This is a genomic window from Actinoallomurus sp. CA-150999, assembly GCF_050942425.1.
Lineage (GTDB): Bacteria > Actinomycetota > Actinomycetes > Streptosporangiales > Streptosporangiaceae > Actinoallomurus.
Map to the genome: position 1 here is coordinate 5876123 of NZ_CP192063.1, position 23193 is coordinate 5899315.

21 protein-coding genes and 1 pseudogene are annotated in these 23193 nt (G+C 71.5%); 13 read left to right on the plus strand and 9 right to left on the minus strand.

Annotation, left to right across the window (positions count from 1 at the left end; genetic code table 11):
- Positions 1-100 precede the first annotated feature (100 nt).
- Positions 101-3364: a BTAD domain-containing putative transcriptional regulator gene (locus ACQP2O_RS27170; protein WP_433190739.1), complete on the plus strand. Its 3264-nt coding sequence runs from the start codon at positions 101-103 to the stop codon at positions 3362-3364.
- Between the two features lie 115 nt (positions 3365-3479).
- On the opposite strand, the gene ACQP2O_RS27175 is transcribed toward ACQP2O_RS27170, so the two are convergent.
- Positions 3480-4388 (minus strand): LysR family transcriptional regulator, encoded by a 909-nt coding sequence (locus ACQP2O_RS27175; RefSeq protein WP_433190741.1) that lies wholly within the window; start codon positions 4386-4388, stop codon positions 3480-3482.
- Between ACQP2O_RS27175 and ACQP2O_RS27180 the strand changes: the two genes are divergently transcribed.
- From ACQP2O_RS27180 to ACQP2O_RS27190, 3 genes are all read left to right on the plus strand, one after another.
- Positions 4374-5315, plus strand: a complete 942-nt coding sequence (locus tag ACQP2O_RS27180) for an SDR family NAD(P)-dependent oxidoreductase (protein ID WP_433190743.1) — start codon at positions 4374-4376, stop codon at positions 5313-5315. The two genes, ACQP2O_RS27175 and ACQP2O_RS27180, sit on opposite strands and share 15 nt — an antisense overlap.
- Positions 5316-5396: 81 nt before the next feature.
- Complete coding sequence (locus ACQP2O_RS27185; RefSeq protein ID WP_433190745.1) at positions 5397-5612, plus strand: hypothetical protein; 216 nt, start codon at positions 5397-5399, stop codon at positions 5610-5612.
- Positions 5613-5701: 89 nt separating this feature from the next.
- Positions 5702-6694, plus strand: a complete 993-nt coding sequence (locus tag ACQP2O_RS27190; protein WP_433190747.1) for an aldo/keto reductase — start codon at positions 5702-5704, stop codon at positions 6692-6694.
- On the opposite strand, the gene ACQP2O_RS27195 is transcribed toward ACQP2O_RS27190, so the two are convergent.
- The 3 genes from ACQP2O_RS27195 to ACQP2O_RS27205 all read right to left on the minus strand — a co-directional run bounded on the left by ACQP2O_RS27195 (position 6691) and on the right by ACQP2O_RS27205 (position 8511).
- Positions 6691-6876, minus strand: coding sequence for a hypothetical protein (locus ACQP2O_RS27195; RefSeq protein ID WP_433190749.1), 186 nt, complete (start codon positions 6874-6876; stop codon positions 6691-6693). The genes ACQP2O_RS27190 and ACQP2O_RS27195 overlap by 4 nt on opposite strands.
- A 224-nt stretch (positions 6877-7100) precedes the next feature.
- Complete coding sequence (locus ACQP2O_RS27200) at positions 7101-7553, minus strand: winged helix-turn-helix transcriptional regulator (RefSeq protein ID WP_433191180.1); 453 nt, start codon at positions 7551-7553, stop codon at positions 7101-7103.
- A gap of 211 nt (positions 7554-7764) precedes the next feature.
- Positions 7765-8511 carry a TetR/AcrR family transcriptional regulator gene (locus tag ACQP2O_RS27205; RefSeq protein WP_433190751.1) on the minus strand — a complete coding sequence of 249 codons (747 nt, stop codon included), beginning with the start codon at positions 8509-8511 and terminating at the stop codon, positions 7765-7767.
- A gap of 147 nt (positions 8512-8658) precedes the next feature.
- Between ACQP2O_RS27205 and ACQP2O_RS27210 the strand changes: the two genes are divergently transcribed.
- The 5 genes and pseudogenes from ACQP2O_RS27210 (at position 8659) to ACQP2O_RS27230 (ending at position 13578) form a co-directional block, all read left to right on the plus strand.
- Entirely contained in the window at positions 8659-9792 is a 1134-nt protein-coding gene (locus tag ACQP2O_RS27210) for an FAD-dependent oxidoreductase (protein ID WP_433190752.1), read from the plus strand.
- A gap of 158 nt (positions 9793-9950) precedes the next feature.
- Positions 9951-10604 (plus strand): annotated as a pseudogene (locus ACQP2O_RS27215) (ABC transporter ATP-binding protein); the annotation flags it as partial.
- Between the two features lie 80 nt (positions 10605-10684).
- Entirely contained in the window at positions 10685-11476 is a 792-nt protein-coding gene (locus tag ACQP2O_RS27220) for a hypothetical protein (protein ID WP_433190754.1), read from the plus strand.
- Positions 11477-11509: 33 nt separating this feature from the next.
- Positions 11510-12922, plus strand: a complete 1413-nt coding sequence (locus ACQP2O_RS27225) for a sensor histidine kinase (RefSeq protein WP_433190756.1) — start codon at positions 11510-11512, stop codon at positions 12920-12922.
- Positions 12919-13578: a response regulator gene (locus ACQP2O_RS27230; protein ID WP_433190758.1), complete on the plus strand. Its 660-nt coding sequence runs from the start codon at positions 12919-12921 to the stop codon at positions 13576-13578. The genes ACQP2O_RS27225 and ACQP2O_RS27230 overlap by 4 nt, the downstream gene beginning before the upstream one ends.
- 297 nt (positions 13579-13875) lie before the next feature.
- Here the strand turns inward: ACQP2O_RS27230 and ACQP2O_RS27235 are convergent, their stop codons facing one another.
- Entirely contained in the window at positions 13876-14454 is a 579-nt protein-coding gene (locus tag ACQP2O_RS27235; protein ID WP_433190760.1) for a TetR/AcrR family transcriptional regulator, read from the minus strand.
- Positions 14455-14535: 81 nt separating this feature from the next.
- On the opposite strand from ACQP2O_RS27235, the gene ACQP2O_RS27240 reads away from it, so the two are divergent.
- A complete protein-coding gene (locus ACQP2O_RS27240; protein ID WP_433190762.1) occupies positions 14536-15309 on the plus strand; it encodes an oxidoreductase in 774 nt (257 codons plus the stop codon).
- Positions 15310-15342: 33 nt separating this feature from the next.
- Positions 15343-15711: a VOC family protein gene (locus tag ACQP2O_RS27245; protein ID WP_433190763.1), complete on the plus strand. Its 369-nt coding sequence runs from the start codon at positions 15343-15345 to the stop codon at positions 15709-15711.
- Here the strand turns inward: ACQP2O_RS27245 and ACQP2O_RS27250 are convergent.
- The gene (locus ACQP2O_RS27250) at positions 15666-15962 is read right to left on the minus strand and encodes an HAD family hydrolase (protein ID WP_433190765.1); all 297 of its coding nucleotides are present in this window, start codon (positions 15960-15962) and stop codon (positions 15666-15668) included. The two genes, ACQP2O_RS27245 and ACQP2O_RS27250, sit on opposite strands and share 46 nt — an antisense overlap.
- A 351-nt stretch (positions 15963-16313) precedes the next feature.
- Between ACQP2O_RS27250 and ACQP2O_RS27255 the strand changes: the two genes are divergently transcribed.
- On the plus strand, positions 16314-17486 hold the full coding sequence (locus ACQP2O_RS27255) for an ROK family protein (RefSeq protein WP_433190767.1): 1173 nt from the start codon (positions 16314-16316) through the stop codon (positions 17484-17486).
- Entirely contained in the window at positions 17483-18706 is a 1224-nt protein-coding gene (locus ACQP2O_RS27260) for an MFS transporter (protein WP_433190769.1), read from the plus strand. The genes ACQP2O_RS27255 and ACQP2O_RS27260 overlap by 4 nt, the downstream gene beginning before the upstream one ends.
- Positions 18707-18773: 67 nt before the next feature.
- On the opposite strand, the gene ACQP2O_RS27265 is transcribed toward ACQP2O_RS27260, so the two are convergent.
- From ACQP2O_RS27265 to ACQP2O_RS27275, 3 genes are all read right to left on the minus strand, one after another.
- Entirely contained in the window at positions 18774-19835 is a 1062-nt protein-coding gene (locus ACQP2O_RS27265; RefSeq protein ID WP_433190771.1) for an acetate/propionate family kinase, read from the minus strand.
- Positions 19836-19840: 5 nt separating this feature from the next.
- Positions 19841-22201, minus strand: coding sequence for a phosphoketolase family protein (locus ACQP2O_RS27270; protein WP_433190773.1), 2361 nt, complete (start codon positions 22199-22201; stop codon positions 19841-19843).
- 184 nt (positions 22202-22385) lie between these two features.
- Positions 22386-23135 (minus strand): HAD family hydrolase, encoded by a 750-nt coding sequence (locus ACQP2O_RS27275; RefSeq protein WP_433190774.1) that lies wholly within the window; start codon positions 23133-23135, stop codon positions 22386-22388.
- Positions 23136-23193: the final 58 nt, after the last annotated feature.

Consider the following 23193-nt stretch of genomic DNA (forward strand, 5'->3'; position numbering starts at 1 on the left):
TGTTCTGTTCGGCGTGCTCAAGGCTGTTCCCGGGGGTTTGGAAGGCACTTGGAGCCGACTTGGAACGCGTGCGGCGGCCGCGCGTACGATGTGTCACCTCATGGTCTTGATCAGGGTGTTGGGCTCGTTCGCGGCCGAGGCCGGCGGCGAGCCCGTTCCCCTCGGCGGACCGCGGCAGCGCGGCGTGCTGGCCCTGCTGGTGGCGGCGCGCGGGCAGGTCGTGCCGGTCGATCGGATGGTCGAGGACCTGTGGCGCGGCGAGCCGCCGTCGCGCGCCCTGGCGTCGTTGCAGGCGTACGTGTCGAACCTGCGCCGCCTGCTGGAACCCGGCCGCCCGCCGCGGGCCCCGGCCCGCCTGCTGGTGAGCGCGTCGCCCGGCTACGCACTGCGGCTGCCGCCGGGGGAGGTGGACGCATGGCGCTTCGAGGAGCTGCTCGACGAGGCCCGTACGCTCACCGATCCCCGTGACACCCGCGCCCGGCTGGACGAGGCGCTGGCGCTGTGGCGCGGACCCGCGTTCGCCGAGGTCGCCGACGAGCCGTGGGCCGCCGCCGAGACCGCCCGGCTGAACGAGCTGCGCCTGGTCGCCCGCGAACTGCACATCGCCGCGGGACTGCGGCTCGGCGACCCCGGGGCGGTGGTGCCCGAGGCGGAGGGCCTCACCCGCGACGCTCCCCTGCGGGAGGAGGGCTGGCGCATGCACGCTCTCGCGCTGTGGAGCAGCGGCCGCCAGGCCGACGCGCTGGCCGCGCTCCGCCGCGCCCGCGCCACCTTCGCCGACGAGCTGGGCCTCGACCCCGGCCCGGACCTGGTGGCCCTGGAAGAGGCGATCCTCACCCAGCGCACGGACGTCCTCCGCGCGGCCGTCCCTCCGCCCCCCGCGGACACGCCCCGGCCCCGGGCAACCGTGCCGCCGCCTCCGAACAACGGCCCCCGCGCGACAACGTTCGTGGGGCGGGAGGGCGAGCTCGCGGCGCTGGTGGCGGCCGCCGGGGAGGCCACCGCCGATGGGGCGCGCGTCGCGCTCGTCACCGGGGAGGCGGGGCTCGGCAAGTCGACGCTGCTGGAGCACCTCGGCGCGCGACTTGGACAGGACGGGTGGCTCGTGGCCGCCGGGCGCTGTCCCGAGGTGGACAGCGCGCCGCCCGCGTGGGCGTGGGTCGAGGCGCTGCGGAAGGTGGCCGTGAGCGTTCCCCCAGGAGAGTTCGCGGACGACCTGGCGCCGCTGCTCTCCGACTCCGCGCCGGTGGACGATGACGCGGCGGCCGGGCGGTTCCGGCTCCGGCAGGCCGTGTGGAACTGGCTCGCGGCGGCCGCCGCCGACCGGCCGGTCGCCGTCGTCCTGGACGACCTCCACTGGGCGGACGCCGCCACGCTGGAACTGCTCGGCGGCGGCGTCGGCGTACGGGCCCCGATCCTGGTCGTCGCGGCGTACCGCGCGGACGAGAGCGAGCGCCTCACCGAAACGCTCGGGTCCCTCGCCCGCACCGCGCCCCTCCGGCTGGACCTGCCCGGACTGAACGGCGACGCCGTCGCGGAGCTCGTACGCGCCGAGTGCGAGGCCGACGACGCGACCGTGGCCGGGATCGCCGAGCGAACCGGCGGCAACCCGTTCTATGTGCGGGAGAGCGCGCGGCTGCTGACCGGCGAGGGCGCGCTGGTCGCGCTCTCCGAGGTCCCCGAGGGCGTACGGGACGTGCTGCGGCGTCGGCTGGCGCGGCTCCCCGAGAGCGGCGTGTCCGTCCTGCGGCTGGCGGCGGTGGCCGGCCGGGAGAGTTCGGTGGACGTGCTCGTGCGGGCCGCCGACTCCGACGAGGACGGCGTGCTGGACGGGCTGGACGCGGGCGTCATCGCCGGGTTGCTCGACGAACCCGGGCCCGGGCGCGTCCGGTTCGTTCACGCGCTGGTCAGGGACACGCTGGTCGCCGACGTCACCCGGTTGCGGGCCACCAGGATGCACGCCCGGATCGCCGCCGCTCTGGAGGGCACCGGCGACGTCGCGGCGCTCGCCCATCACTATGCGCGAGCGGGATCACCGAAGGCCGTCGGCTATTGCGTACGGGCCGCCGAGCTGGCCGAGGCGCGCTACGCCCACGACGTGGCGGCCGCGCTCCTCACCGACGCCGTCACCAACTCCAGTGAACCGGACGAGCGCGTCGACCTGCTCGGCAGGCTGCTGCGCGCGCAGATCAGGGCCGGGGCCGTCGCTGCGGCCAGGGACACGCGCGAGCAGGCCGTGGAGTACGCCGAGTCGATCGGCCGCGACGACCTGATGATCGCCGCGTTCACCGCCTGGACCGAGCCCACCCCCTGGCAGGCCCGCACGTACGGCACGGTCGACCGTCCCATCGTCGGCCGCCTCAGCCGCCTGCTCAAGCGGACCGACCTCGCCCCCGACGTGCGGTCCCGGCTGCTCGTCGCGTACGCCAACGAGCTGGTGGGCGAGGACGATCCGACGGTGATGGCGGCGGCGCGGGAAGCACTCGACCTCGCCACCGATCCCCGCCTCCGGGCCGCGGCGCTCCTGGTCCTGGCCGGCGACCCCGGGCAGGAGGAGTACGCCCGCGAGCTGGTGGAGATCGGCGTCGAGCACGACCTGCCCGTCTACCGCGTGACCGGGCTGTTCGACCAGGCCGCGAACGCCGCCGCGGCCAACGACCCCGCGACCATGCGCCGCGTGACCGAGGAGGCGCTCGACCTCGCCCGCGCCTACCGGATGCCGGAGGCGATCAGCGCCGCCGAGATCGCGCTGGCGAGCCTGGTGCTCATCGAGGGCCGGTTCGCCGACGCCCAGCGCCTCTACACCGAGGCCACCGCACGCATGGAACGCGCCGGATCGGTGCACGCCGGCTTCCTCGGCCTCGCGCTGGCGGCGATCTGGCTGAACGACGGCACGCTCGGCGACCACCTGGACGATGTGCGCGCTCTCCACGAGGCGCTCGGCCCGATGGTCGCCGACCTGCTCGCGCTCGCCCTCCACGCCGCCGGCCGCAGCGACGAGGCACGCACGTCACCGAGCCCGATCCGGCCCGACTTCTTCTTCACCTTCCTGACGAGCCTGCGCGCGATGACGATCGTCGCGCTGAACGACCGCGACGCAGCCGCGGAGATCTACGCGGACCTGCTCCCTCACCGCGACGGTCCGCCCGCCGGCGCGGAGAGCCTGTCGCTGGCCCTGCGTCCGGTCGCCCACACGCTCGGCGAACTCGCCCTCCTCCTCGGCCGAGACGACGAGGCCGCCGCCCACTTCGCCCAGGCCGCCGCCATCGCCGACCAGTGGAACGCCCCCCACTGGTCCGCCGACGCCCGAACACACGCCGATCTTGCCCTCGGCGTCCATGCCTCGCCCCCACAGGAACGCTGAAAGCAAGAACGGCATTGAAGTGCTTCAGCTGCGGAGCTGCGGCCGGCCGGGTGTGCTCATCTGCGTAGGAGGTTGCTGATCCGGAAGGGGGGCTGCGCTGAGCGGTGGTGAACGCTCAAACAGTTGCGGGCTGGCAGAGGAGGCTTGTACCGCACCAGTTCTGCTGGTTGAGATGGTCGAGCATGGCCGTCTCTGCCGAACCCGGATTGCGCCGCACGCCGACGAGGACGGGCTCGGTCAGGGAAGGCATTAGCGGGCAGGCCAGTTCTTCGAAGCCTTCGGGGATGGCCGAGGCCGGGACCACAGTGACGCCCAAGCCCTGCGCCACGAGCCGCACCGCAGTGGAAATCTGAGACGCTCGGGCCACCGTGTGCGGGCTGAGACCCGCGTTGGCGAGCAAGCGGGTGAGGTAGTCGTCGAGCAGGCTGGCGCGCCGGAACCGGATCCACCCCTCTGACGCCAGGTCTTCCAGGCGCAGGGCGGCGCCGTCCGAGAGAAACGGGTGCCCCTTCGGCAGGACGGCGACGTAGGCTTCCTCGCCCAGAGTGTGAATGTCGAAGGTGCACCCGGCGGGGAAGCGGTGCACGAGGATCATGTCGAGGGTTCCCTGGCGGACCAGTCGTTCCATGTCCGCAGGATCGGGCTCCTCGTGGAGAGTCACTTGCAGCTTCGGGTGGCGATTGCGCAGCTGCCCCAATACCTGGGGCAGCTGGCGCGCTCCCAGGCCCATGTGGACAGCCATGATGAGTTCGCCTGCCAGTTCCCCGTCGGCGGCGCGGGCGGCCATGATGGCACGCCGGGATGCGGTCGTCGCGATTTTCGCCTCCGCGAGGAAAGCCCGCCCTGCCATCGTCACCGTCACCCCGCTCGGGGTGCGGGTGAACAGCTGCACCCCGAGGTGCTTCTCCAGGGTGCCGATCTGCTGTGACAGAGAGGGCTGAGTGACCCGCAGACGCTCTGCTGCCGCTGTCATGGAGCCCTCGTCGGCGACGGCCAGGGCGTATTCGTATTGACGCAGGTTCATTCGAATCCACCTTCGGCAGGGCATAGGAGATGTCAATGCAGACTATACGTTGCCACTATTTGCCTCTATGTCAGGCCGGTCCTACCGTGGTGCACGCGCAGCGCAGCCACCAGGGCCGGAAAGCTGCCGCCCGATCTCGGCGCGCGCCGTCAGACATCTTTTCTTTTCGAGGAGCACACAATGGATTTCGAGGGCAAGAGCGTTCTGATTACGGGTGCGGGGTCGCGAGGAGGTATCGGCGCCGCGACGGCGCACGCGTTCGCACGCGACGGAGCGTCGGTGGTGATCACCGGCCGCAACGCTGAGCGCGGGGCCGAGGTGGTGGACGACATCACCGCCGGCGGAGGAAAGGCCCGGTTCATCCTCGCTGATCTGAGTGATCTCGCCGACGTCGAGCGGTTGGCCAAGGAGGCGGGTGAAATCGACGTGCTGGTCAACAACGCGGCAAGCTACAGGGCCAGCATCAAGCCGACCCTCGACCAGGACAGCGAAGCGAACGCGGAGTCATGGGACACCAACGTGCGCGCCAACTTCGTCCTCAGCACACGACTCGTCCGGGGGATGATCGAGCGGGGCGGCGGCAACATCGTCAACATCAGCAGTATCGCCGCCGCGATCGCCATGCCGCACATGGCGACGTATGGAGCGCAGAAGGCGGCCGTCGAATCCTTCACCCGCAGTTGGGCCGCGGAGTGGGGCCGGTACGGCATACGCGTCAACGCGGTGGCTCCTGGGAACGTGAACAGCGACAACGTGGTGAACTTCATCGGCGCCGACAAGTTCACGACCTGGTCCGAGGTCAACCCGCTCAAGCGCAACGCCACGCCCGAGGAACTCGCCGAGGTCATCACGTTCGTGGCGAGCGAGCGCGCGAGCTTCGTCACCGGCCAGGTGATCGTGGCCGACGGCGGTCGCCTCGCCGTCTGATCGACGCGGCGACCACCGCCATCGCGAAGGTCTCCGGCCGCCCGTCCGTGTGCGGCCGGAGAATCTGCCGGACCAAAAGCTGTGGCGGATCGACCCGAAAGCCGACTACGGCCCGTTCAACCAGGCCGCGCGCGGAAAATCGACCTGCAGCGGATCACCCGGACCGACGGCGTGGAGGTCCGCGACGACGATGCCGCCCGGCTCTCCCCGTTCCGCCACCGCCACGTCAACATGCTCGGCAAGTATTCGTTCTTCCTGCCCGCCGGCCTCGCCGGCGGGGCCGGTCCGCCGGCTTGACTTCGAGCGCGCTCCAAGTCCTAGCGTCGGAGGCGTTCGTCAGCCCTCGAGGTACCGCCCGGTCCGCCGGGCAGGAGGAGTATCCGCGCATGATCACCCGAACCACGCTCGGCTCGCCCGGTCTCACCGTCAGCGCGATGGGCCTGGGGTGCATGGGGATGAGCGAGAGCTACGGCACCGCCGACTGGGACGGCGGCCTGGCCACCATCAACCGGGCCCTGGAGCTGGGCATCACGTTCCTGGACACCGCCGACGCCTACGGCACCGGGCACAACGAGGTGCTGGTGGGCCGGGCCATCCACGGCCGCCGGGACCAGGTGCAGCTGGCCACCAAGTTCGGCATCGACCGCAGCGCCGGCGACCGGGCACGCCGCATCCGCGGTGCCCGGGACTACGTGCTGCGCGCCTGCGACGCCTCGCTGCTGCGGCTGGGCGTCGAGGTGATCGACCTGTACTACGCCCACCGCCCGCCCCAGGACGTGGAGATCGAGGAGACCGTCGGGGCGATGGCCGAGCTGGTCGAGGCGGGCAAGGTCCGCCATCTGGGCCTGTCCGAGGTCGACGGCGAGCTGCTGCGCCGGGCGCACGCGGTGCACCCGATCACCGCGGTGCAGAGCGAGTACTCGCTGTGGACCCGCGACGTCGAGGCGGTCACCCCGGTGATGGCCGAGCTGGGGGTCGGGCTGGTGCCGTACTCGCCGCTGGGGCGAGGGTTCCTGACCGGCACCCTGGACCGCTCCACGCTGGGCGAGAAGGACTTCCGACGCACCAACCCCCGCTTCGCCGGCGAGGCAGGCGAGGCCAACGAGAAGATCGCGCAGACCGTGCGCGAGGTGGCCGACCGGCTGGGTGCCACCCCGGCCCAGGTGGCGCTGGCCTGGGTGTACGCCCAGGCCGAGCGGCTCGGGGTGGCGGTGGCGACCATTCCGGGCACCCGCAGCCCGGCCCGGCTGGAGCAGAACGCGGCCGCGCTGGAGCTCACCCTGGACGCCGAGGCGCTGGCCGCGTTGGACCCGCTGAGCGACCAGGTGATGGGCGAGCGCTACACCCCCGCGCACACCGCTGAGGTCCCTCGGGGTTAGCCGGTGGGCTCGTTGACGTCGCGCCCACCGGTGACCTCGCCGGTCACGACCAGCCGGGGTCGGGCCAGCGGTGCCCCGTCCTGGACCTCGACGACGCCGAACAGGCCGCGCTCGACCACGGCCAGGCCATAAGGCGCGGCCAGGGCTACACCCTGCGCATCAACGCCTCGCCCACCGTGCATCACCAACTCCTGGGCCGCTGCCACCCCCTCGACGGTGCCACCCCCGCCCGGCGCAAAGCCCGCCGCGAGTACGCCAACCGCGTCAACGCCCTCCCGGCCACCACACCCTGACCCAAGACCACGACCTCAGCGACGGACCCCGAAACACCCGCGACCAACTCGCAGCCAACCGCTGGCGCCTACCGCTGATTCCTGCACTCAGCCTCCTCGCGGGCCGAATGGCGCTAGCGGGCGTCTTCGGAACCGGCGGCGGGGAGGGCCGCGGCCCACTCCGCGGACCACCGGACGAGCGGGCGCAGCGCGCGGTGGGCGCCGTGGCCCAGCTCGGTGAGGGCGTAGGTGGTGTCCGGATGCTGCTCGACGAGGGCGGCGTCGAGCAGCTCGGTCAGCCGTTGCCGCAGCACGCTGGAGGACATGTTGTCGCAGCGCTCCTGCAACGCACGGAACCCGACCGGCCCGTGTCGCAGTTCCCAGACGATCCGCAGAGTTCCCCGCCGGCCCTCTCGCTCGGCGCGTGCGTCGAGATGATGGCCGCGGATCTCGCCGCACTGCGCACGGCAGTCGAGCAGGCCGATCCGGCACTCGTCGGCCGGGGCCTTGACCCCTATCGTGAACCGCCTCTCGGCATGATCGCGCCGGATCAGCGGACGCGTTGCGTGTTCGTGAGAGCCGTGCAGCGGAGAATGTGGGCGAGGACGGCCTGCCGAGGGACGAAGCCGTGGAGCTGCCGCAGGAAAAAGAGCAGCTCAAGCACGCGATGGAGAGCCGACCGGTCATCGACATGGACATGGCCCGTGGTGTGCTGATGGCGGGCTTCGCCTGCGAGCCGGAGGAGGCGTGGGAGATCGGCCTCGCGCGCCGGTACAGACTCGCCTCGGGGTGCGGTGTTCATCCGGTGTCGGATGCCGGTGTCGGCCGGGGCTGGGTGAGGTTGTCCATGATCAGGCCGAGGGTGAAGTCGAACCGGTCGTGTCCGGTGCCGGAGGTCAGCTCAGCGGCATAGCGTCGGGTCTGCGGAAACGTGTCGGCCGGCAGCGCGGTGAACCGGTGGATCAGCTCCTCGCGGCCAAGGACCCATTCCTGGTCCGGGTGTTTGCGCCGCTGCTGGACCAGCGACTGCTCCAAGGCATAGGCGCTGACGTAGAGGGACAGAGCATCGAGCACCCAGGCGGCGTCCTGCGGTTCGATTCCGGCGGCGCGCAGGATCGCCAGAAGCCCTTCCCTGAGCCGCAATGTGGAGAGGTTGGTGGGGACTACGCCCAGCGCGGCACGGGAGACTCCGGGGTATTTCAGGTACTGGTCGCGGATCTGCGCGTACACGTCGAGGATCTGCTTGCGCCACGTGGCCGGGTCCGGTTCGGGCAGCACGACCTCGGAGCAGAGTCGGCCGACGAGCAGATCGTCGATGTCCTCTTTGCTGACGATGTGCGCGTACAGCGACGACGGCCCGGTGCCGAGCACCGCGGCGACTCGGCGGATGGTCAGTGCGTCGTAGCCCTCGGTGGCCACGACCTGCAGGGCGGCGTCGGTGATCCGGTCGACCGTGATGGGCTTCTTGCGTGGTGGCGTCGCTGCGGGCTCCCCAGCGGGCTGGGCGTGGCGAGCTGCTCGGCGTTGCCGGGGATCTGAGGGCATACCGACCACTATAGCTTGACACGAACTAAGTTCGTTGAGTAGATCTTAGATCGTTCACGCAGAACTAAGTTCGCCTCTGTGTGGGTTCGCGTATGCCTGGCTCAGGTACCTGAGCAGGTTCGGAAAGTCCGTTCAGGAGGGTGTGTGATGCGAGTTTCCGTGGTCGGAGCCGGTCTGGGAGGTCTGTGCTTGGCGCAGGGCCTGCGTGGTGCCGGGATCGAGGCCGAGGTGTACGAGCGGGACCCGGCGATCACCGCGCGGTTCCAGGGCTACCGGCTCGTGCTGAGCCCGATGGGGTTCGAGGCGCTGCGCGGCTGCCTGCCGCCGCGCTGGCACCCGCTGCTGGACGCGATCGTCGGTGACGCCTATGCCGAGCAGCTGATCCTGGACCCGCAGCTGAACCGGGTCGGCGAGCTCGGCCCCGGTAGGACCGGGATCGTGATCGACCGGCACGTGCTGCGGCACCTGCTGCTGACCGGACTCACCGTGCACACCGGGGCCGCGCTGACCGGCTACGACGTGCTGGACGACGGCAAGGTCGAAGCCCGGTTCGCGAACGGCGAGCCGGCCACCGCCGACCTGCTCGTCGGGGCGGACGGGGTCGGCTCCGCCGTCCGCGCGGTGCTCTCGCCGCAGACCACCGCGACCGACACCGGCGCCCGGTTCGTCATCGGCCGCACGCCGCTGACCGAGCGCTTTGCCACCCTGGCGCCGGCCTTCGGCTCGAAGATCGCCGGGGACGGGGTGAGCCTGATGCTCGGAGCGATGCGTTTCCGTACCCCGCCGAAGCAGGCGGCCGAGGAACTGGCACCCGAGGTGACCCTCCCCGATATCCGCGACTACGTGCGCTGGGCCATGCTCCTGCCACCGAACGGCTCGCTCGGCGCCCCGACCGCGCAGGAGGCCGCGCTGTCCAGGATGGAGGGCTGGCATCCGGACCTGCAGGCGCTCATCGAGCAGGCCGACCCGGACAACAGCACCCTGCTGTCCATCCGGGTGGTCGAGCCTCGCGAGCGCTGGGCGCCCGGTCCGGTCACGCTGCTCGGAGACGCCATCCACGCCACCTCCCCGACCGGCGGCAACGGCGCGAACACCGCCCTGCGCGATGCCGACCTGCTGCGCCGCTGCCTGATCGAGGCCGTCGAGCACCGCCAGGACCTTCTCGGCGCGGTCGGCGACTACGAGCAGCAGATGTTCGAGTACGGCGGCGAGGCTGTACGCCACAGCCTCGCCGCGCTACCCGCCTTCGTCCCGAACCCGGAACGATCCGAGCCGACATAGGTCCAGACCCCCAGCCACGCCCTCAAGGCCGAACGGCACGCGTGGGCCTGTCTGGGGGAAATCCCCCAGGCGGAAGACGGCCGTTAGCCGGGTCCTGCCCGGGCGGCCCCGTGGCTAGCGTGATCTTCCGTAGGCGCCAACGAACGGAAGGAGTTCGGGTGATCGAGGCGCGGGATCTCACCAGGCGGTACGGACCGACGGTCGCGGTCGACGCGCTCAGCTTCGACGTGCGGCCGGGCACGGTCACCGGATTCCTCGGCCCCAACGGGTCGGGCAAGTCCACCACGATGCGGCTGATCCTGGGGCTGGACCGGCCCGACGCCGGCCAGGTGCGGGTCGGTGGCCGCCGCTACCGCGAGCTGCGCTGGCCGCTGCGCGAGGTCGGCGCGATGCTGGAGGCCAGGGCGTTCCACCCGGGCCGTAGCGCCCGCAGTCACCTGGCCGCGCTGGCGGCCGGCAACGCGATTCCGCGGGGCAGGGTCGACGAGGTGCTCGAGATGGTCGGCCTGGCCGGCGCGGCCGAGCGGCGGGCCGGGAAGTTCTCCCTCGGGATGGGGCAGCGTCTGGGGGTCGCCGCGGCGCTGCTGGGCGATCCGGCGGTGCTGCTGCTGGACGAGCCGGTGAACGGGCTGGATCCCGAGGGGGTCCGCTGGATCCGCAACTTGATGAAGTCGCTGGCCGCGCAGGGCCGCACGGTGTTCGTGTCGAGCCATCTGATCAGCGAGATGGCGCTGACCGCCGAGCGGTTGGTGGTGATCGGCCGGGGGCGGCTGCTCGCGGACACGACCGTCGCTGAGCTGTCGGCCGGGTCGGAGTCGCTGGAGGATGCGTTCTTCCGGCTCACCAGCGCAGCGGTCGAGTACCGGGGGAGTACGGCGAAGGAGGCAACGTCATGACCACGACCGCTGGTACGGGCGGCCGTTACGGGCTGGCGCAGGCGGCCCGGATGGAATGGATCAAGCTGCGCAGCCTGCGCTCGACCTGGTGGACCCTGGTCCTCACGGCAGTCGCGACCGTCGGGATCGGGGTCGCGGTGGGCCTGAACACCCGCAGCGCCTCCGGGGACGTGACCAACAACGCGCTTGCCGGCGTGGTCCCCGGCCTGCTGCTGACGGGTGTGCTCGGCGTACTGGCCATGACCAGCGAATACACCTCGGGAACAATCCAGGCCACGCTGGCCGCCATCCCACGACGCCCCCTGGTCCTGGCGGCGAAGGCGGCGGTATTCGGGGCGGTGACCCTGATCGTCGGGGAGGCCGCGTCGTTCGTCGCGTTCTTCGCCGTGGGGGCCACGCTGCGCCACGGCGTCGCGGCACCCACGCTGGGCCAGCCCGGCGTGCTACGGGCGGTCGCGGTGACCGGGGCCGGCTTCTGCCTGATCGGGCTGCTCGGCCTGGGCCTGGGCGCGATCATCCGGCACAGCGCCCCTGCGGTCGGGGTGCTGGTGGCCGGCGTATACGTGGTCGCGCAGTTCATCGGCTTCATCGCGCACGGCGTGGCGTCGTACATGCCGATCCTGATCGTGGAGAACTCGCTGAGCACGACCAAGCCGGTGTCCTGCGGCACGGACGTCGGGTCCTGCCCGCACTTCCTGTCCGCGTGGGCCGGGCTCGGCGTGCTGTGCCTGTACGCCGCGATCGCAATGACGGTCGGCGGATGGCTGCTGGCCCAGCGAGACGCGTGAGCAGAAGGCCGGGCGGGGATGGAGAATGACGGCATGGGCCTTCCGATGACCACGCCGACCGCGGACCCGCCGGCGGGCGGCCAGGCGCGGGTCAGGAGCCCGTGGGCGGTCGCCCAGGCGGCGGTAGTGGCGCCGTTCACCCGACGTGAGGGCCGCGAACTGTTGTTCTGCCTCGCCGGGCTGCCGTTCGCCGTGGTCAACCCGCTGGCGTTCTTCATTCTCGCGGTGGACATGACCTGGTTGGCGAGCTCAGGCGCGCGAGGTGACCCGTCCCCGGCCGACATGGCCATCGCCTGTGTCTGCGTGGGACTGCTGCTCGTGCTGCTGGTGTCGACGGGGGCGGCCCGCAGGCTCGGCTCGCTGCAGCGCACGCTCGCGACCGGGCTGCTCGGGGTGCGAGTCGAGGCGCCGCCGCCGGTGCGGCGGACCTGGCCCGGCCTGGGCCCTCGCGACGGGGCCGGCTGGCGGGTCATGGCCTACCTGCTGGCCAAACTGCCGGTCGGCCTGATCGAGTTGTACGCCGTGTTCTTCTGGATCGGCGGGCTGGTCAATCTGAGTTACCCGCTCTTGTGGGGGGCGTTCCGCAACCACCCGCCGGGGGCCCGGCTGAGCCCGGTGCCGGTGTACACGCCGCTCGGGCTGTTCGACCAGGGCACGTTCCGCGTCACGACGCTCCCCGACACGTTCGCCGCCGCCGCGGCGGGAGCGGCGATGCTGCTGGCCGCCCCGTGGGTGACCAGGGCCGTCACGTCCGCCGACGCCTGGCTGATCCGCGGCCTGCTCGGGCCCGGGCGGCTGGCGCAGCGGGTCCACGACCTGGAGCTGAGCCGCACGCTGGCCGTGGACGACTCCGCCGCCCTGCTGCGGCGCCTCGAACGGAACCTGCACGACGGCGCGCAGATCCGACTGGCCACGCTGGCCATGAACCTCGGCATGGCCCGCGAGAAGCTCGGCGACGGCGGCGAGGTTCCGGACGCCGCCGCTGTCCGCGAACTGGTCGACTCCGCGCTCCGAGGCGCCAAGGACGCGCTGGGCGAACTGCGCAACCTGGTCCGCGGGATCCACCCGCCGGTGCTCGACAACGGGCTGCCCGACGCCCTCGCCTCGTTGGTCGCCGACAGCGCGATCCCGGTCGAGCTGGAGGTCGGCATCCCGGTCCGGCCCACCCCCGCGATCGAGACCATCGCGTACTTCTGCGCCGCCGAACTGCTGGCCAACGCCGCCAAGCACAGCTACGCGAACAAGATCGCCATCCGGCTGGCCGGACAGCGGGACGTGCTGCTGCTCAGCGTCGCCGACGACGGCACGGGCGGAGCCGACCCGGCCCGGGGCACCGGCCTGTCCGGGCTCACGCAGCGCGTCGCCGTGGTGGACGGCCGGCTCACGATCGCGAGCCCGCCCGGCGGCCCAACGAAGATCACCGTCGAGCTCCCGCTGCACGCATGAGTAGCCGGGTCGTGATCGCCGAGGACGCAGCCCTGTTCCGGGCGGGGCTCACCCGGCTGATCGAAGACCGCGGCCACCAGGTGTGCGCCGCCGTGGGCGACGGCGGCGCGCTGCTGGCCGCGGTGGCCGAGCATCGACCCGACGTCGTGGTGGCCGACATCCGGATGCCGCCGACGCACACCGACGAGGGGTTGCGCGCCGCGCTCGAGATCCGCCGCCGGCACCCCCGCATCGGGGTGCTGGTGCTGTCGCAGTACATCGAGACCAAATACACGGCCCTGCTGCTGGAAGCCAACCCGGCCGGCGCCGGGTACCTGCTGAAGGAGCGGGTGGCCGACGTGGCCGAGTTCGCCGACGCGCTGGAGCGCGTCGCTGCGGGCGGTACGGCGCTCGACCCCGAGGTCGTCGGCCAGTTGCTGCGCGCCGGCCGCCGCACCGACGGCCTGGCGGCGCTCACCGCGCGCGAGCGCCACGTGCTCGCGCTGATGGCGGAGGGGCGTTCGAACGCCGGCATCGCCGGCGCGCTCGTGGTGACCGGCGGAACCGTGGAAAAGCACGTGGCGAGCATCTTGGACAAGCTGGGGCTGCCTCCGGACGAGGCCGACAACCGCCGCGTCCTCGCCGTCCTGCGCTACCTGGGCTCCTCCAGAGGTTGAATGACCGGCGTCTGGTCACGGTGTACGGCGTGATCTTCTTCGCCAGGTGGGGGTCTCGGCACCACCGCCGGTCGGCATGGCTCGCCGATCGCTATCCCGGCATCGGGGAACATCGGTACAGCGGTTAACGCTAAGCCGGTGGTCATGGCGTCTAGCACAGGTGGCAGGTTCGGCGGCGATGTTCGGCGGAGCGGCTCTGGGCGCCGATAGCTTCACGCTCATGCCAGGCGACCCGGACACCCCGGACCTGGACGAGGACGACGACGGGCAGGACTAACACGCCGCGCATTCTTCGGCTCAGGTCGCGCGCGGGGCACCATGGCGCAGGCCGTCGAGGAGGAGGCCGGTGATCTGGCGGGCTTCGTCGAGCCATCCCTCGCTCACGCGCATGGCGCAGATGCCGCCCAGGGCCCGCAACAGGGTGGGGCCGGTGACGTCACCGCGGACGGTGCCGACCGCAGTGCCGGCGTCGAGCAGCCGCGTCAGGGCGTCGCCCATGCGGGTACGGGCGTCGCCGAAGACCGGAGAGTCGGTCGCCATGATGCTCTCCAGCGCGACGGACATCCCCTTGCCCACGGCGGCGTGGTCCACGAGCAGGAGCAGGAAGCGGCCCAGGGCTTCCTCGGGGCTGTGCTGGTCCAGCAGGTCCTCCGGCGAGGCGCACAGGTCGTCTACCTCTTTGCGGTAGACCTCTTCGATCAGCGCCTCGCGGGTTTCGAAGTGGCGGTAGAGCGTTCCGACGGCGACCCCGGCGCTGCGGGCGATTTCCTCCACGTGCGCGTCGGTGTCACCGGCAAGGAACGCTTCGCGGGCCGCGGACAGCAGCGCCTCGCGGTTGCGGCGCGCGTCGGCGCGCAGTGGGCGGGATGCCGACAAGGAGACCTCCATAAGGTGAGTCCGGTTCCGCTTATGTGTATCGTTTCCGGAGTCAGGTTCATCTTATGGAAGGAACTTCCCATGCCGATCATCGGTGAGGGTCTGGACGGCCTGCGGGTCCTGGTCACCGGAGGCAGCCGGGGCCTGGGCGCGGCGACCGTGCGTCGATTCGTCGCCGCGGGCGCGACCGTGCTGACGGCCTCCCGCAGCCGGCCAGAGGAGGACAGCGGCGCCACATTCATGCCGGCGGACCTCTCGACGCAGGAGGGTGTGGCCGAACTCGGCCGCCGCGTCATCGACCACGTGGGCGGCGTGGACGTGCTCGTGAACAACGCCGGCGCAGCGAGCGCCCCGGCGCCGACCTTGAGTCGGTCGGACGCTTCCTGGCAGGCCGACCTGGACATGAACCTCCTGAGCACCGTCCGCCTGGACCGGGCCCTGGTGCCGGGAATGGTCGAGCGGGGCTCCGGCGTCGTCGTGCACGTCTCCTCGATCGCCAGCCAACTGCCCCAGCGCACCGAAGCCTCCTACGCCGCCGCCAAGGCCGCGCTCAACACCTACAGCCGCGAACTGGCCACCGAGGTCGGCGAACACGGGGTACGCGTGCTCTGCGTTCTCCCCGGCTTCGTCGTCACCGACGGCGCCACCGCCCACCTCCGGCACATGGCCGAGGAGCAAGGCGTATCCACGGACGAGGTCACGCGGCAGATCGTGGACCACCTGAAGGTCCCCATGGGGTGCCCCGGGGACCCCGAGGACGTCGCCGAGATGATCGCCTTCCTCGCCTCCAGTCGCGCGAAGTGGCTCACCGGAGCACAGTTCCGCGTCGACGGCGGCATCCTCCCGACCGTCTGAGCATCAACCGGCACGAAGAACAGGACCACCACCATGCCCATCACCCTGACTTCCGTGATCATCGACGCCGCCGACATCGAGACGGAGGGTGCCTTCTGGCACCGACTGCTCGGCGGTTCGATCACCCGCACGCCCACCCACCACTTCATCCAGGCCCCCGGCCTGCCCGTGGTAGTCGTTCAGTCCGCCCCTGGACACCTCGCCCCGAACTGGCCCGACGGCACCTCCCAGCAGATGCACCTCGACTTCGGCGTCGAGGACCTCGCGACCGCCGACCGCACCGCCACCGACGCCGGCGCCACCCGACTGCGGCCCACGGAGGAGGCGACCCCCGAAACCCGCACCGGCAGCCGCGTCTACGCCAGCCCCGCCGGACATCCCTTCTGCCTGCGCGTGGCCTGAGACCGCCACCGTCGTGCCGCGGCGAGGTAGCCCTCCGGGTGCGGCTTGCCTTCGGTGACGACCTCGGCCGTTACGAGGACGTCCGGCACCGGCAGTCCGGCCGCTGTCAGGCGCGCCACCGCCAGGTCCCGTCGCCTCGAGGTGACGGTCGCCCACCGATCCCGGGGCAGTGACGCCAGCAGCTCCACTGCGCCCGGTATCGCGGTGACGGTCTCGGCGTCTTCCGCCTCGAGCGCGTTGATCAACGCCACTGCCTCGACGTGTCGTGACGGCTCGACGAACCGCGCGACGGTGTCCGCCGCCCGCCGGCCGTGCCCGAGCTCACGCGCTCACCGGGTCCAGGTCCGTAGGACGCTCGCGTCGGAGTCGACGAGCACGCCGTCGCAGTCGAACAGCAGGCCCGCGCAGGGCAGCGTCGTCATCGCGTCGACCTCTGTCTCGCGTCGAGCAGCACGGGAGCGAACGGCGGCGGTAGGCCCGGCTCGCGTCGTACGTACCGCCTCGCGGCGCTGTGCCGCACGCGTCGCCGGTCGTAGACCGCCATCGTCTCCATGACGTCAACGATACCCACTTAAACTCGCTGCGCGAGTATATTGGTCGCCATGACATCGGGTCAGGCACGACACTGGCGTTCGGCGGCCGAGGCGCTCGCGGTGCTTCGGCGCGAGGCGCGGGTCACCCGGCCGCAGTTGGGCCGCGATCTCGGGTTGGACAGCGGCCCGATGTCGGACCTCGTCAAGCGGCTGTCGAGCGCCGAGTTGATCTGCGAGCGTCGGGCGACGTCCAATCGACGCGGACGGCCGACGACCACCGTGCACGCCCACCCGTCCGGACCGGTCGCCGTCGTCGTGGACATACGGCACGGTGACTGGCGGATCGGGACGTGCGACCTCGATGGGGTGGTGGGGGTCGTGGCGACCGGTCGGCACGACGGCACGTCTCCGGGGAGACTTCTCTCGCAGCTTCGTGCGCGGGTCGGCGACCTGATACAGACCCTTGACGACCGTGTCGCCGGGATCGGCGTGGCCGTCCCGGGCCCTACCGCCGACAGCCGGCTCGTGCACGCCACCATGCTCGGCTGGCACGACCTGGACGTCGGTCGCGTCGCCCCCAATCCGGACGTCCCGGTCATCGTCGGCAACGACGCGACCATGGCGGCGGTGGCCGAGGCCCGCCTGCACACGCCGCGCCCGCACACCCTGCTGCACGTCGTCGTCGAGGTCGGTGTCGGCGGCGCCTTCGTTGTGGACGGCAGACCCGCACCCAGCGCGCACGGTCTGCATGGCGAGTTCGGGCACCTCCCGTTCGGCGATCCCGACGACCGTTGCCCGTGCGGCGCGCGCGGTTGCTGGACCGTCGCCTTTGACGCGCCGGCGGTCGCCCGCCGTGCCGGTCTCCGCGCTCAGCCGGATCCCCGCGCGTGGCTGCACCGCCTGTACACCGACCCGGACCCATCACCCGACGCCCATCGGACGCGCACCGCACTGGCGGCCGACCTCGGGCGCGGGATCGCCGGGCTGGTCAACGCGCTCGATCCGAATCTCGTCACCCTCGGCGGTCTGGCGGCACAGTTGCGGGACGCGGAATCCGCCGGTTTCGAGCGCGCTCTCCACCTCGGTCTCATGGACGTGCATCGGGACCGACCTCCCGGTTTCGTCGCGGCCCGCTCGGGCGAAGACGCGCCGCTCATCGGCGTCGGCCTGTCGGTGTTCGACAGCGTTCTCGACGCCGAGATGCTCGCGCGGTGGGCGACCCGCGGGCCGGTGGCGACGTGAACCGACGCCGATCTGGAGCCCTCGCCGCCAAGTGCGTGCAGGTGGCCTACCACCGTGACACGGCGACCTGGGTGGCGTTCGCCGCCCTGTTCGCCTTCGGCATCCTCAACGCGGCGCTCGGACCGGTCCTGCCGTATCTGCGACGGATCGAGCACACCTCCTACCTTGTCGGTGCGCTGCACCAGGTCGCCTTCGCGGTCGGCGGTATGACGGCCGGTATTCAGGCCAGCCGGTCCAACGCGCCGCGACGACGCGTGATCATTGTCGGGCTGAGCGGCGCCGCCGTGGCCGGTCTGTTGCTCGGCTACGGCCGGACGTTCTTCCTGACCATGACTGCTGCCCTGCTGATCAGCGTCTTCGCCACCGCAGCGCTCATCCGGGTCTGGGCGCTTCTCGCCGATCTACACCACCGCCACCGTGCCGTGGCGATGACCGAAGGGGAAGTCGCCGTCAGCCTCGCCGGCATCGTCACACCGGCGGTGGTCAGCATCTGCGCCGCCACGGCGCTCGGCTGGCGGTTCTCCTTCGTGATCGCCTTCGCCCTCATCGCCGCCGCGACGGTCAGCGTGGCCGCGACGCGCCTACCCGACTCGGCTCAACGGCACACCACCGACACCACGGAACCCCACGCCGCCGGACACGCGGGTGAGCATCGACACACACACCGACGCACCCTCACCACGATCTTCGCGGTGGTAGGCCTGGAGTTCACCCTCAGTTTCTGGGCCGCCAGCTACCTGCACGACGACATCGGCATCGCACAGGACACCGCAGCCGGCCTGGTGAGCGCCCTCTACGCCGCCAACCTCGCCGGCCGCGTACTCACCAGCCGACTGGCCCGGAAGCTACCGCCGACGACCGTGCTCCGGCTCTCGCTCGCCACCGCCCTCGCGGGCTGTCCGATCCTGCTGGCCACCGGCAGTCCAGCGCTGGCGACGATCGGGCTCGCCGTGACCGGTATCGGGATCGGCGGCACCTTCCCGCTCGCCTCTTCACTACACGTCGCCGCCAGCGGCCGAACGGCCGACCAGGCACTCGGGCAGATCCTCACGATCGCCGGCATCGGCCAGATCACCGGCCCCCTCGTCGCCGGTGCGCTCGCCCAAGCCGCCGACCTTCGCATCGGCCTGCTCGTCATGCCCGTCCTCGTCGTCCTGGCCGCCACCACGACTCTTCCGGCCAGAGCCGGCGATCAGCCGACGGGATCCGCACCGCCCTGATCGCGATCCCGGTGAACACGGCGGCCGTGCTCGCCCAGGACAGGCCCGCATCGAGTGGCGCCGGCGTTCACCGGGCCGCTGCTCGCAGCACGCGACGGGTGGCGGCCGCTATCTCCAGGTCCTCCCGCGCGGTGACGACCAGTACGCGAACGGGCGCGTCGGCCGCGCCGATGTCCGCGTCGGACCGGGCGGCCTCGTTGCGGGCCTCGTCGAGCGCGACGCCGAGGAAACCGAGCCCGTCGGCGCAGCCTTGCCTGATCCGCGGCGCGTGCTCCCCGACACCCCCGGTGAAGACCAGGACGTCCAGGCCGTTCAGGGCGGAAGCCATCGCGGCGATCTGGGCGCGCAGCCGGTGCAGGTAGACCTCCACCGCGAGAACGGCATCGGCGTCCCCGCGGGCGAGGATCCGTCGCATGTCGGCCGTGCCCGCGAGGGCCAGCAGCCCGGACTCGTGCTCGAGCGCCTGGGCGAGGTCGTCGGCGGACAGGTCGGCGTGCTGCTGCAGCCACAGCAGCATGCCCGGGTCGACGCTGCCGGAGCGGGTGGCCATGACCAGTCCTTCCAGCGGCGTGAACCCCATGGTCGTGTCCACCGAACGGCCCTGGGCCACCGCGCACAGCGACGCGCCGGCCCCCAGGTGACAGACGACGATGCGCAGCGCGGCCGGATCGGCGCCGACGAGCTCGCCCACCCTCCGGGTCGCGTACGCGTGGGACAGCCCGTGGAACCCGTACCGGCGAAGGCCGTACTTCTCCCGCCATTCCGCCGGCAGGGCGTACGTCGCGGCGGCGGGCGAAAGCCCGGCGTGGAAGGCGGTGTCGAAGCAGGCGACCTCCGGAACGCCGGGCAGCACCGACCGTACGGCGTCGATGCCGTCGATCGACTTCGGCTGGTGCAGGGGTGCCAGGTCGACGAGGTCCCGCAGCCGGCGTTCGACGTCGTCGTCGATCAGCACCGGGCCGGTGAAGTCCCGGCCGCCATGGACGATGCGGTGCCCGATCGCGTCCGGGGCGGGCAGCCCCCGTACGTCCTCGAGGCTTTCGGGCTCGGCCAGTACGGTGTCGTCCGCGCCGAGCAGCGTCAGTTTCAGGCTGCTGGAGCCGGCGTTGACCACGAGTACGGTGGTCACGGCGCTCACATCCCCCGGCCGTGCGGCCACACCCAGTTCGCCACGTCCGGCATGTCCTCGCCGTGCTCACGGGTGCAGGCGCGGGCGCGAATGCGGCGGTCGGTCATCTGCTGGCGTACGTGCGCGGCCCGGCCGCCCAGCTGCGGCAGCCGGTCGATGACGTCCATGACGAGGTGGAACCGGTCGAGGTCGTTCATCATCACCATGTCGAACGGCGTGGTGGTGGTGCCCTCCTCCTGGTAGCCGCGGACGTGCAGGTTATCGTGGCCGTGCCGCCGGTAGGTGAGCCGGTGGATGAGGTACGGGTAGCCGTGGAAGGCGAAGATCACCGGTTTGTCGGTGGTGAACAGCGCGTCGTACTCCGCGTCGGACAGCCCGTGCGGGTGCTCGGTGTCGGGCTCCAGCCGCATCAGGTCGACGACGTTGACGACGCGGACCCGCAGGTCGGGGAAGTACTGGCGGAGCAGATCGGCGGCTGCGAGGGTCTCCAGGGTCGGGATGTCACCGGCGCAGGCCAGGACGACGTCGGGGTCGGCGCCCGCGTCGGTGCTCGCCCACTCCCAGATGCCGATGCCGCGCGTGCAGTGCAGGACCGCCTCGTCCATCGACAGCCAGGTGAGCGCGGGTTGCTTGCCGGCCACGATCACGTTGACGTAGTCGCGGGAGCGCAGGCAATGGTCGGCCACGGACAGCAGCGTGTTGGCGTCCGGCGGCAGATAGACCCGGATGATCTCGGACTTCTTGTTCACCACGACGTCGAGGAAGCCCGGGTCCTGATGGGTGAAGCCGTTGTGGTCCTGACGCCATACGTGGGAGCTGAGCAGGTAGTTCAGCGACGCGATCGGCTGCCGCCACGGCAGGCGGCGGGTGACGTACAGCCACTTGGCGTGCTGGTTGAACATCGAGTCGACGATGTGGACGAACGCCTCGTAGCTGTTGAACAGCCCGTGCCGTCCGGTGAGCAGGTACCCCTCGAGCCAGCCCTGGCACAGGTGCTCGCTCAGCACCTCCATGACCCGGCCGTGCGGGGCCAGGTGCTCGTCGGTCGGCAGCCGCTCGGCCCGCCAGACCCGGTCGGTGGCCTCGAAGACGGCCGACAGCCGGTTCGAGGCGGTCTCGTCGGGCCCCATGATCCGGAAGATGTCGGGGTTGTCGGCGACGACGTCCCGCAGGAAGCCGCCCAGCACGCGGGTCGCCTCGCTGAACGTCGTGCCCGGCTTGTCGACCGGCACCGCGTACGCGCGGAAGTCGCGCAACGCCAGGTCGTGCAGCAGCAGACCGCCGTTGGCGTGCGGGGTGGCGCTCATCCGCCGCTCGCCCTCGGGCGGCAGCGCCAGCAGCTCCGGGACCGGCCTGCCGTTCTCGTCGAACAGCTCCTCGGGACGGTACGAACGCAGCCACGCCTCCAACGCGGCGAGGTGCTCCGGGTTCTCCCGTACCCGGGCGAGCGGGACCTGGTGGGCGCGCCAGGTGCCCTCGACGGGCACCCCGTCGACCTCGCGCGGGCCGGTCCAGCCCTTCGGCGTTCGTAGCACGATCATCGGCCAGCGGGGGCGGTCCGTGGTCCCGGTCACGCGTGCCGCCTCCTGGATGCGGGCGACGTCGTCCAAGGCGTCGTCCAGGGCATCCGCCAGTTTCCGGTGCACGTCCGCCGGCTCGTCGCCGCTCACAATGATCGGCCGATGGCCGTACCCCTCCAGCAGCGCCACCAGCTCATGCTCCGGGATGCGGGCGAGCACGGTCGGGTTCGCGATCTTGTATCCGTTCAGGTGCAGGATCGGCAGGACCGCGCCGTCGGCCGCCGGGTCCAGGAACTTGTTGGAATGCCAGCCGGCCGCCAGCGGCCCGGTCTCCGCCTCGCCGTCGCCGACGATGCAGGCGACGACCAGGTCCGGGTTGTCGAACGCCGCACCGTAGGCGTGGGCGAGGGAGTAGCCCAGCTCGCCGCCCTCATGGATCGAGCCGGGGGTCTCGGGCGCGACGTGGCTGGGCACGCCGCCGGGGAAGGAGAACTGCCGGAACAGCCGGGCCATGCCCGCCGCGTCGCGCGACACCGGCGGGTAGACCTCGCTATAGGTGCCCTCGAGCCAGGCGTTCGCGACCGCCGCCGGACCCCCGTGGCCGGGCCCGATGACGTACATCAGGTTCAGGTCGCGTTCCTTGATCACCCGGTTCAGATGGACGTAGCAGAGGTTCAGCCCCGGCGACGTGCCCCAGTGGCCCAGCAGCCGGGGCTTGATGTGATCGCGGGTCAGCGGTTCACGGAGCAGGGGATTGCTCCGTAGATAGATCTGCCCGACAGACAGGTAGTTCGCGGCTCGCCAGTACGCGTCGATCCGGCGCAGCTCCTCATCCGTCAGCGGCATGGCGTGATCTCCTCAGGGTCGAACCTGCACGTGGCCAGGGCCGACGGCATATCTCCGCGACCCCTCGGGCCCGGAGACGTAGCCCTTCGGCCGGTTCGCTGCGGCATCCGGTGTCCATTGGACCACGGGTGCTCAGACCCCTGACAGAGACGAAGGTCCTCGAGCGGCGATCGACTCGTACGGGTCAGGGCCGCCCCGCCATGGCGGGCTCTGCGCGAAGCCACAGCTGAGACAGGTCGTTGATCACCACGTCCGCGCCGTGGTCGCGGAGCACCGCGGGTCGGCCGATGCGATCGACTCCCACCACCAGCGCGAAGGCGCCGTACCGTGCGGCCGATACGCCGGCCGGGGACTGCTCGACGACAGCGGTCCGTGCCGGTGACGTCCTCAGCCGCTGGGCCGCCTCCAGGAGAAGGCCGCATTCGGGATGGTCGGGCAGCATCGTCCCCGGGGCCTCCAGGCCGTCCAGCCGCACGTCGAACATCTCCGCGACACCCGCTCGGGTGAGCAACTCCGCGGCGTACCAGTCGACGGAGACCGCGGCCGTACGCAGGCCGCGGCGGCGCACCGCGCGAACGAGGTCGACGCTCGAGGCGAACGGAGCGATGCCATGACGGCGAACCTCGGTGAGGAACAGCTCTTCCGCACGCCCCGCCAGCCCGCGCAGGTCGTCATAGGGCAGTGTGATCTCCCGGGAGGCGAGGAAGTCGCGCACGCCGTCGAGCCGTGGTCTGCCGTGCATATGTTCCAGGTAGTCGTCACGGACCTCGAACGGCCTTACCTCCGCCTCCCGCGTCGCGGCGTAGGAGCGCAGGAACGGGTCCAGCACCGACTTCCAGGCGGCGGCCGCGACCCGGGCGCTGTCGATGACGACTCCGTCGACCCCGAAGATGATCGCCGCGATCTCGTCGCCGAGCACGCGTCGATCGGCCATGGTCTGCATGGCTTTCCCCCGTTCCTTACGCCACCGGTTCGGGAACGTCAGTGGGTGA

Excerpts from the sequence above, each read along its gene's own strand:
- ACQP2O_RS27225 (WP_433190756.1), top strand. The coding sequence starts at position 11,510 with ATGGGCCTTCCGATGACCACGCCGACCGCGGACCCGCCGGCGGGCGGC.
- ACQP2O_RS27205 (WP_433190751.1), bottom strand. The coding sequence starts at position 8,511 with ATGCCCTCAGATCCCCGGCAACGCCGAGCAGCTCGCCACGCCCAGCCC.
- ACQP2O_RS27255 (WP_433190767.1), top strand. The coding sequence starts at position 16,314 with ATGACATCGGGTCAGGCACGACACTGGCGTTCGGCGGCCGAGGCGCTC.
- ACQP2O_RS27220 (WP_433190754.1), top strand. The coding sequence starts at position 10,685 with ATGACCACGACCGCTGGTACGGGCGGCCGTTACGGGCTGGCGCAGGCG.
- ACQP2O_RS27190 (WP_433190747.1), top strand. The coding sequence starts at position 5,702 with ATGATCACCCGAACCACGCTCGGCTCGCCCGGTCTCACCGTCAGCGCG.
- ACQP2O_RS27210 (WP_433190752.1), top strand. The coding sequence starts at position 8,659 with ATGCGAGTTTCCGTGGTCGGAGCCGGTCTGGGAGGTCTGTGCTTGGCG.
- ACQP2O_RS27275 (WP_433190774.1), bottom strand. The coding sequence starts at position 23,135 with ATGGCCGATCGACGCGTGCTCGGCGACGAGATCGCGGCGATCATCTTC.
- ACQP2O_RS27245 (WP_433190763.1), top strand. The coding sequence starts at position 15,343 with ATGCCCATCACCCTGACTTCCGTGATCATCGACGCCGCCGACATCGAG.
- ACQP2O_RS27175 (WP_433190741.1), bottom strand. The coding sequence starts at position 4,388 with ATGAACCTGCGTCAATACGAATACGCCCTGGCCGTCGCCGACGAGGGC.
- ACQP2O_RS27170 (WP_433190739.1), top strand. The coding sequence starts at position 101 with ATGGTCTTGATCAGGGTGTTGGGCTCGTTCGCGGCCGAGGCCGGCGGC.
- ACQP2O_RS27230 (WP_433190758.1), top strand. The coding sequence starts at position 12,919 with ATGAGTAGCCGGGTCGTGATCGCCGAGGACGCAGCCCTGTTCCGGGCG.
- ACQP2O_RS27195 (WP_433190749.1), bottom strand. The coding sequence starts at position 6,876 with ATGCACGGTGGGCGAGGCGTTGATGCGCAGGGTGTAGCCCTGGCCGCG.
- ACQP2O_RS27270 (WP_433190773.1), bottom strand. The coding sequence starts at position 22,201 with ATGCCGCTGACGGATGAGGAGCTGCGCCGGATCGACGCGTACTGGCGA.
- ACQP2O_RS27240 (WP_433190762.1), top strand. The coding sequence starts at position 14,536 with ATGCCGATCATCGGTGAGGGTCTGGACGGCCTGCGGGTCCTGGTCACC.